This window comes from Sandarakinorhabdus sp. (assembly GCF_031422795.1).
In the GTDB taxonomy this organism is placed as follows: domain Bacteria; phylum Pseudomonadota; class Alphaproteobacteria; order Sphingomonadales; family Sphingomonadaceae; genus Sandarakinorhabdus.
Genome location: NZ_JANPML010000157.1, coordinates 1 through 4,884, shown reverse-complemented (window position 1 = coordinate 4,884; position 4,884 = coordinate 1). Strand labels below are relative to the sequence as shown.

Here is a 4,884-nt window from a genome sequence, read left to right as displayed (position 1 = left end):
ATATTGACCGTGACGTACGACGCCAGCGACGCCAGCGCGCGCAGACCGGACACATAATCATCGGTGCGGTCTTCACTGTCCTTGTTGGCCCCCAGGTTGATGCCAACGATGCCCGGCCTGCCTTGGCGGGCCGACAGCCGGGCATGGGCGAATTCCACGCCCTTGGAGTTGAAGCCAAAGCGGTTGATCACCGCCTCATCCTCCACCAGCCGGAACAGCCGCGGTTTGGCATTGCCCGGCTGCGGGCGCGGGCAGACGCTGCCGCATTCGACAAAGCCGAACCCGAGGCGCAGCATCGCGTCCGGCACTTCGGCATCCTTGTCGAAGCCGGCAGCAAGGCCAATCGGATTGGGCAGGGCAAGGCCGGCAAGGCTGGTGGCCAGGATGGGATCATCAGCCGGCGCGGCCGGAACCAGCCCGGTCTTCAGCGCGGCCAGCGTCACATTGTGCGCGGCCTCCGGATCGAGCGCGAACAGCAGGGGTTTGAGAACAGCGAACATCGATCATCGCCATGGCAGGGCGGTGAAGCGGGTTCAATCCCCCCCGTTCACTCGGCATCTTCCTCGCGCCCCACCATATCCAGCGCCCGCGCCCGGCGCTGGTGCAGGCCGCACCAGTGCAACAGCGCCTCCTCGCGACCGTGCGTCACCCACACTTCGGCCGGGTTCAGCTCGGTGATGGTGGCGGTCAATTCGTCCCAATCGGCGTGGTCGGAAATCACCAGCGGCAGCTCGATGCCGCTCTGCACCGCCCGCTGGCGCACGCGCATCCAGCCGGATGCCATGGCGGTGATCGGATCCGGCAGGCGGCGGCTCCACACATCGCGCAGGGCCGATGGCGGTGCGATGATGATGGCGCCTTTCAGCGCATCGCCCTTCAACGTGCCAACGGCACGCAGATCACCCAGCGCCACGCCATGCGCTTCATACAGCGCGCACAGGGCGGTCATCGCGCCGTGCAGATAGATCGGCGTATCATGGCCGGCGCGGCGCAGTTCGGCGATCACCCGCTGCGCCTTGCCCAGCGCATAGGCGCCCACCGCCACGCAGCGATCGGGATTGGCGGCCAGTGCAGCCAGCAGCCTGGCGATTTCGCTGGCGGTATCGGGGTGGCGGAACACCGGCAGGCCAAAGGTGGCTTCGGTGATGAAGATGTCGCAGGTCAGCGGTTCGAAAAGCGCGCAGGTCGGATCAGGCCGGCGCTTGTAATCGCCGGAAATGATGATGCGCGTGCCAGCCTTTTCCAGCACGACCTGCGCCGAGCCCAGCACATGGCCGGCCGGCAGCAACATCAACGACAGGCCGTCGCCCAGCGCCAGCCGCTCGCCATAGGCCAAAGCCTGCCCACCCGGCTGCGGGCCAAAGCGCTGGTGCATGATGGCCAGCGTTTCGCCAGTGGCCAGCACCGTGCCATGGCCAGCACGGGCATGATCGGCGTGGCCGTGGGTGATGATGGCGCGGGCTTGCGGGCGTGACGGGTCAACCCAGGCATCAATGCCGGGCAGGTAGAGCCCCTGCGGTTGGGGCAGAATCCATTCGGGTGAGGCCGTCATGCAGGCTACGCCTTGCATCACTGCGCTACTGTGTAAAGCTGGGGCGTCAAGGTGGGAGAAGGGCAATGCGCAGGGCTGCGATTCTGATGCTGGGTCTGGCGAGCGCGGCAAGTGCCGAATCGCCGGTGACGCCGGGCAAGTGGCAGACGGTGACGAAGGTGGAGAGCATGACCATGCCGGGGGTGCCGCCCGACATGGCCAAGCGCATGGCCGGCAAACCGATGAGCGCGACTTATTGCATCACCCCTGCGCAGGCCGCCGCCGGCCCGCGCGACGTGATTGGCAAGACCAATGGCGCCTGCCGCTATCGCAGCTTTGCCGCCGCAGCCGGCCGCATCACCGCGGTGATGGAATGCAAGGCCGGCAGCGCCGGCACCCAGACCATTGCCATTTCCGGCAGCTACAGCCCAACTGCCTATGATATTCGCTCGAAAATGAGCGGCGGGGCGATGCAGTCCTCATCGCGCACGATGGGCAAGCGCCTCGGGCCCTGTTGACGGGTGCCGCCACCGCCCGGCACTTGGGCCTGGTGAACCTGCCCCCCGTCATATCCAACTGGTTTGCCGCGCGCGGCTGGCAGGTGCGTGGCCATCAGCTGGCGATGCTGGATGCGGCGGCGCGCGGCCGGCATGCGCTGCTGACGGCGCCAACCGGAGCCGGCAAAACGCTGGCGGGGTTTCTGCCAACGCTCAGCGATCTCGCCACCAATCCCGGCGAAGGCCTGCACACGCTCTATATCTCGCCGCTGAAGGCGCTGGCGGTGGATGTGCAGCGCAATCTGCTCACCCCTGTTGCCGAAATGGGCCTGGAAATCAGGGTCGAAACCCGCACTGGCGACACGCCCGCCGCGCGCAAGGCCCGGCAAAAGGAAGAACCGCCGCACATCCTGCTCACCACCCCGGAAAGCCTGGCCAATCTGCTCTCCAGCCCCGAAGCCGCCGCGATGATGGCCGGGGTGCAGCGCGTCATCATCGATGAAGTTCATGCCTTTGGCACCACCAAGCGCGGCGATCAGTTGATGCTGTGCCTTGCCCGGTTGCAGCGGCTTGCCCCCGGCCTGCAACGGGTCGGCCTGTCGGCCACCATCGCCGATCCGGAAAGCTGGGCCGGCTGGCTGGCGCCCGATGCCGATTCCACGCAGGTGGAGATTGTGGTGGCCAAGGGCGGCGCTGATCCGGCCATCGATATCTTGGTGATCGACGATCGCATTCCGTGGGGTGGCCACAACGGCCGCTGGGCCGCCCGTGCCGTCATGCGCCGCATCGAAAGCGCCCGGCTCGCCATCGTCTTCGTCAACACCCGCGCCGTGGCCGAACTGGTATTCCGCGATCTGTGGGCGGAAAATGACCAGTCGCTGCCCGTCGGTATCCATCACGGCAGCCTGGCACCCGAAGCCCGGCGCAAGGTGGAGGCCGCGATGGCCGCCGGCAAACTGCGCGCCATCGTGGCGACAGCCAGCCTCGATCTCGGCCTCGATTGGGGGGATGTCGATCTGGTCATCCAGATGGGCGCCCCCAAGGGCGCATCGCGCCTGCTGCAACGCACCGGCCGCGCCAATCACCGTATGGACGAAGCCAGCCGCTGCCTGATCGTGCCGGGCAACCGCTTCGAATATCTGGAGGCGCTGGCCGCGCGCGACGCGGTGTTTGCCGGCGAACTTGATCCCGATGGCTTTCGCCCCGGCGCGCTCGATGTGCTGGCCCAGCATGTTGTTGGCTGCGCTGCGGCCGGGCCGTTCTTTCCCGCCGAGCTTTATGACGAGGTAAAGAGCGCCGCGCCCTATGCCGGCCTCACCCGTGCTGCCTTTGATGCGGTGCTCGGCTATGCCGCGACCGGCGGTTATGCGCTGAAAGCCTATGAGCGTTACCAGCGGCTGGTGACGCAGCCGGATGGCCGCATGCGGCTGCGCAGCGCGGCGCTGGCGCGGCAGTGGCGGATGAACAGCGGCACCATCGTCGAGGCGGTCGCGATGAATGTCGTGTTTGGCAGCGGCAAATCCAACCGCCATGGCCGCAAGCTGGGCCAGGTCGAGGAGTATTTCGCCGGGCAATTGCGGGTGGGAGACAGCTTCATGTTCGCCGGCCAGGTGCTGGAAGTGACCGGCTTTGAAGGCGCCGACGTCCATGTGCGGATGGGGCGCGGCAATCCGAAAGTGCCGGTTTATGCTGGCGGCCGCATGCCGATGACGACCCGGCTGGCGCTGCGCGTGCGCGGCCTGATGAACGACCGTGCGCGCTGGCCCGACATGCCCGCTGATGTGCGCGAATGGCTGGATATTCAGGCCCGCGTTTCGCGGCTGCCGGGCCAGGATGATGTGCTGGTCGAAACGTTCCAGCGCGACGACCATTGGTACATGGTCGTCTATGGCTTTGCCGGCCACCCGGCGCACCAGACGCTGGGCATGCTGCTCACCCAGCGCATGGAACGGGCCGGGCTGAAACCCATGGGCTTTGTCGCATCCGATTACGCCATGGCCTGCTGGAGCCTCGACCCGGTCGATGATCCGCGGCCGTTGTTTGATCCCACGGTGCTGGAGGATGAGCTGGCGCAATGGCTCGCCGCCTCGCCATTCCTGCGCCGGGCGTTCCGCGAAGTGGCTATCATCGGCGGCCTGATCGAACGGGTGCAGCCCGGCGTCCACAAGACCGGCAAGGCGATGAGCGTGTCATCAGACCTGATCTATGATGTGCTGCGCCGGTACGAACCGGATCATCTGCTGCTCACCGCGGCGTGGACCGATGCGCGCGGCAAGCTGACGGATGTGGCCCGGCTGGCCGAACTGCTCGAACAGGCGCACGCACGGTTGAGCCATGTTCGCGCCGCGCACGTGACGCCGCTGGCGGTGCCGTCGCTGCTCACCATCGGGCGCGAACGGGTGGGGGACAGTGCCGATTCGGCGCTGCTGCTGGAAGCCGAGGCGCTGATTGCCGAAGCGATGCGGGTGGATTGACCGCACGGCCTGCCCGGCCCTATCGCAAATCCATGTCTGTTTCCTTTTCGTTCGCTGGTGAAGCTTTCCAGCCGCTGGCCTGCGGGGCGCTGTGGTGGCCGGCGGAGCAGACATTGTTCGTGGCCGATCTGCATTTCGAAAAAGCCAGCCATTATGCTGCGAAAGGCTGGCTGCTGCCGCCGCACGCCACCGCCGACACCGTTGCCAATCTGATCGCTGCGGTTGAGTCCACCGGCGCGCAGCGGCTGGTGTGCCTGGGCGACAGTTTCCACGATCAGGGCGGCCCCGATCGCCTGCAACCCGAAACCCGCCGCGCGCTGATGACGATGACGCGCAGCCTCGATTGGTGGTGGATCACCGGCAATCACGATGAAGATTCCGC

4 protein-coding genes and 1 pseudogene are annotated in these 4,884 nt (G+C 66.7%); 3 read left to right on the top strand and 2 right to left on the bottom strand.

All coding sequences use genetic code 11. The annotated features are described in order from the left end of the window. Together RMO81_RS05855 and RMO81_RS05850 are read right to left on the bottom strand one after the other, a co-directional pair. Positions 1 to 500, bottom strand: a pseudogene (locus tag RMO81_RS05855) (dihydroorotate dehydrogenase 2); the annotation flags it as partial. Positions 501 to 547: 47 nt separating this feature from the next. Beyond that, positions 548 to 1,552 (bottom strand): ligase-associated DNA damage response exonuclease, encoded by a 1,005-nt coding sequence (locus RMO81_RS05850; protein WP_310474834.1) that lies wholly within the window; start codon positions 1,550 to 1,552, stop codon positions 548 to 550. A 65-nt stretch (positions 1,553 to 1,617) separates the two neighbouring features. Between RMO81_RS05850 and RMO81_RS05845 the strand changes: the two genes are divergently transcribed. The 3 genes from RMO81_RS05845 to RMO81_RS05835 form a co-directional block, all read left to right on the top strand. Next, a complete protein-coding gene (locus RMO81_RS05845) occupies positions 1,618 to 2,049 on the top strand; it encodes a DUF3617 domain-containing protein (protein ID WP_310474833.1) in 432 nt (143 codons plus the stop codon). Positions 2,050 to 2,078: 29 nt separating this feature from the next. Beyond that, positions 2,079 to 4,502, top strand: a complete 2,424-nt coding sequence (locus RMO81_RS05840) for a ligase-associated DNA damage response DEXH box helicase (RefSeq protein ID WP_310474836.1) — start codon at positions 2,079 to 2,081, stop codon at positions 4,500 to 4,502. A 32-nt stretch (positions 4,503 to 4,534) separates the two neighbouring features. Beyond that, positions 4,535 to 4,884: metallophosphoesterase (locus RMO81_RS05835; protein ID WP_310474832.1), on the top strand; the 350-nt coding region annotated here is incomplete at its 3' end.